The organism is Micromonospora sp. 15K316, assembly GCF_004348525.1.
GTDB lineage: Bacteria > Actinomycetota > Actinomycetes > Mycobacteriales > Micromonosporaceae > Micromonospora.
Genome location: NZ_SMKG01000344.1, coordinates 1 through 4,111 on the forward strand (window position 1 = coordinate 1; position 4,111 = coordinate 4,111).

General features: G+C 78.4%; 1 protein-coding gene and 1 pseudogene. Both read right to left on the reverse strand.

Annotated elements, in window-relative coordinates; translation table 11 throughout:
• A partial coding sequence (locus E1211_RS31070) for a right-handed parallel beta-helix repeat-containing protein (protein WP_207915579.1) occupies window positions 1–1,358 on the reverse strand: 1,358 nt, incomplete at its 3' end.
• Window positions 1,355–4,111, reverse strand: a pseudogene (locus E1211_RS33630) (hypothetical protein); the annotation flags it as partial. The pseudogene E1211_RS33630 and the gene E1211_RS31070, both read right to left, overlap by 4 nt.

The window sequence follows — 4,111 nt, forward strand, 5'->3', positions numbered from 1 at the left end:
CCGCTGCCCCGCACCCGGGTACGGGCCACCGTCAGGGTGGCCTCCTGCTGCACGAGGATGCCCGCCTGCCGTGCCCCGCCGAACTCGCAGGCGGTGACCGTGGCGGCGCCGCCCGCGGCGACCAGCAGCCCGTTCGCACCGCCCCGGACGGTCGTCTCCCGCATCGTGAGGGTCGCGCCGCGGGAGACCAGAGCGCCACCGCCGCGGGCCCCGTCGATCCGCGCGCCGCTCACGGTCGGGCCGGCCCGGTCGGCGACCCGCAGGCCGTACTCCGCGCAGTCGGTGATCGTGACGTTCTCGATCCCCGGACGGGCCCCGCCCTGCACCAACAGGCCGTCGCGTACGCCGTGGACGGTCACGCCGCGTACGGTGCCGGCGGCCTCCCCGTCGAAGAGCAGCGCCACGCCGCCCTCGGCGGACACCCGGCCCCCCTCGATCCGCGGCGCGGCCGAGCCGGTCACGGCCACCGCGGCGGACTCGGTGGCGCTGATCTCCCCGTCGCTGAACACGCCTGTCGCGTTCTCCAGCGCGTAGAGCCCGTGGCCGGCGCTGCCGCTGACCCGGCAGCGGGTGAGCACCGGATCGGCGGTGCCGGAGAGGACCACGCCGTGCCCTCCGACGCCGCGGAACTCGCACTCCTCGAAGGTCGGGGTGCCACCGGCGACGAAGGCGCCCGCGCCTGCGGTGTCGTGCACGGTGGTACGCACCACCCGAACCGCGGCGTTCTCCTCGACGGCCACGGCCGGACCCTCGACGGCACTGATGTCGCACGCCTCGACGCTGCCCCGGCCGCCCTTCGTGGCGAGCACCCCCGCGCCGCGCACCTCCGCCAGGGTGCAGTCGCGGAACACCGGGTCGGCGCCACCGGTGATCACGATCGCGGCGCTGCCGACGTCGCGCACCGTGGTCCGGACGACTTCGCCGGTGGCGTTCCCGTCGACCAGGAAACCCGCGCCGGCCGGGTTGCTGACCCGACAGTCGTGCAGCGCGAACGTGCCGCCTGGCACGTGCACCGCCACGATGCCCTGCCCGACGACCTCGCAGTCGGCGAGGTCGAGCCGGCCCTGCCCCACCTGGACGGCGGGCAGGTCGGCGCCGCCCCCGCGAACGGTGAGGCCGCGCAGCGTCGCGGTGCCTCGGGCGGCGAAGACCGCCACGCCGTCCCCACCGTCGACGGTGACCGTGCCCGGCCCGTCCTCCGCGGTGACGACGACGTCCCGCGTCAGCCGCAGCTGCTCGCGGTACGTGCCCGGCTGGACGACGATGGTCGCCCCGGGCGCGGCGGCCCGCACGGCCTCCTCAATCGTCGACAGGTATCCCGGATCCGTCTGGGACACCAGCAGCATGCCGTTGCTCACGCTCTCCCACCCTTGTTCGGCACGGCGGCGCCGGCCAGCTCCGCCGGCGGCTGGAAAGGACGGCCCTCGTCGTCCAGCCCGGGCGCGAAGCTCGTCGTCCGGCTCGCCCCGGTACGCGGCACCGCCCGCAGCTTGGCCAGGATCCGCTCCGAGTCGTCGCGCCCGCCACGACGCGGCTCGCCCCGATGCGCGGCGGCGAGATCCTGCAGCATCACCCGCACCGGCGCGTCACCCCCGGACGGCTCCTCGACCGCGAGCACCAGGAACCGGCTGCCCGGTTGGAAGACGGCGCCCCCGGGCGCGGTGTCGGCTGCCAGCCCGCCGAGCCGGTGGGCGCTCACCGACCAGATGGCGAACTCCACCCCGGACGGGGGCACCGGACCGGCGGCCAGGTCCACGTCGACGAACGCCGGTTCGGCGAGCACGTCACCGGGGCGGTACGCGCGCAGCTGTGCGAAATCGGCGGGGCCGGGCCGGAAGACCGGGCCGAAGACCGACGGCAACCGGCGCAGCCCGTACGTGGCCCAGCGGGTCAGCAGCTCGACCCGACCGGCTTCCTCCTCGTCGCCGCCACCACGGAGCACCTCGTTGACGTGCTCGCGTTCCCCGTCGCAGTACGCCCGCACGGCGACCAGGCCGGCCGCGAGGTCGGCGACGGCGCCCACCGCGGCCCGCAGCCCCGGCGACTCGGCCAGGGTCCGGGTGACCACCCGCGCGTACGCGTCGTACCGGCCGCCGACCGCCTGCCGCAGCGCCGCCCGGTTCGCGACAGTCAACTCCGGGTCGGCGCTCGGGAGCCAGCGTGCTCGCGGGCGTACGGAGACCGGGGCGGAATGCGCCTCGGGCGCGTGCGCCGCCGCGTCGGGGACACCGGCGTGCCCGGAGCCCGCATCGGCGGGCTCGGCGACGTCCGCCGGAGAATCGCCGGCGCCGGTGTCGAGCGGGCCGGTGGTGGGCGCGACCACCCCGGCGGGTGGGCCGGGGACGGCCGCCGGTGGACCGGGGAGGCTCACCCGGACCGGGCCGACCGGGTCGGGATCGTCCACCGCGTCGGCCTGCGGCGCGGCCGTCCCGGCGACCGGCACGACCGGGACCGGCCCGGGCGCGTCGCCGGCCACCGCGCGGGCGGCCGGCGCCTCGGCGGAGGCCGCCGGCACGGCCTGGGACGCCGTGCCGGCCGACGTGGCGGGCGGCCCGGCGGTCGCGGCGGCGGAGATCGGCGCTGGTCGCGCCGGGTCCGCCGCCGATGGCGGTGCGGGCGGCAGCAGGATCAGAGGCGCCGCGATCGGTGGTACCGCCGCGCGATCGCGCCAGCGCTCCGGATCCAGCAGCACCGCCGCCGTGGCGGTCACCGGCTCCGGCTCGGGAGCGGGCTCGGCCTCGGGCTCGGCGCCCGGTCCGGGAGCGGGGTCGGCCTCGGGCTCGGCGCCCGGCCCGGGAGCAGGACCGGCCTCCGGCCCGGCAGCGGGCTCGGCCTCCGGCCCGGGTTCGGCGCCCTTCTCGTCGGTCGCTCCGGCCGAGGGCCGGTCCGCGACGGCTGATCCGGTCTCCGGACGGTCGTCGAGCGGCGGGTGCTCCGGGTCCACTCCGGACACCGTTGCGGGCTCGTGGCCCGTTCCCGGGCCCGTTCCGGGTTCCGGCTGCCGGCCGGACGGTTCGGACGAGTTCGGCCGGGCGGACGGGCCCGGCCGGACCGTCGAATCCGGCCGGCTCGGCATGTCCGGTGCCGCGGCCTTCCCGTCCGCCAGGGCCGGATCGGTGACGGGTGCGCCGGCCGACCGCGGGGCGACGGCGGGCGGAACGGTCCGGCCCGCCGCGGTGGGCGGCCGGTCGGCGGGGGTGAGGCGACGGCCGACCGTACCGGGCAGCGGCGGCAGCACCTGGCCGACCTCTCGGACCTGCCGCGTCGGTCGCCCGTCGCCCGATCGGGCGCGCCGGGGACTCCACCGGCGGAAGACGCCGGTGGTGCGCAGCAGCCCGCTGCTGGCGTGCTGCACCTCCGCGTCGGCGGCGTAGACCTCGACCGCCAGCGCGTCCGCCAGGCCGCCGTAGAGCAGGTCGGCCGCCGGCCCGGCGACGGTCACGCCGCGGGACAGGAGCACGACCGGTCGGCGCGGGTCCGGGCGGCAGGCCGCGACCAGCTTCGCGAAGCTTCGCGGCGGGGTCGGCCGGCCACCGACCCGGAAGCCGGTCGCGTCGACTGTCACCTCGACGAGGAAGCCGACAAGCGCCGGGGCGGGCGGGTCGGTCGGTTCGTCCACGAACGACCAGCCCGCACGGGTACGAACACCCGGGAGGTCGGGTGGCGGGGCGGCGGCCTCGCCCGGCGGCAGCCGATTGGGCGTGGAACGGGGCGGCAGCCAGACGAGGGGCGGACGTTCACGCGGCAGGGCGACGACGCCGTCCTCCCGGGACACGAGCCACCACGGTCCCCCGTCCGGCCACCGGGCGGGTACCACCCGCGGCGCCGGCGCCGCCCCGGCCGGCTCCGACGCGGGGACCGCCTCGGTCGGCTCGGGCTGCGCGACGGCCGCAGTCTCCGGTGGCAGCGCGACGACCAGCGGTGGCGGAACCGGCATGGCCGCCGCCTGCGGCAGGGTCACCGCCACCGGGACCGACTCGGCTTCGACCGGTCCGGGCAGGGCCGGCGCGGCCGGGAGCGGGACCGGCTCGATGCCGTCCGGGGCCGGGGGCGCTACCGGCTCGATGCCGTCCGGGGCCGGGAGCGGGACCGGCTCGATGCCGTCCGGGGC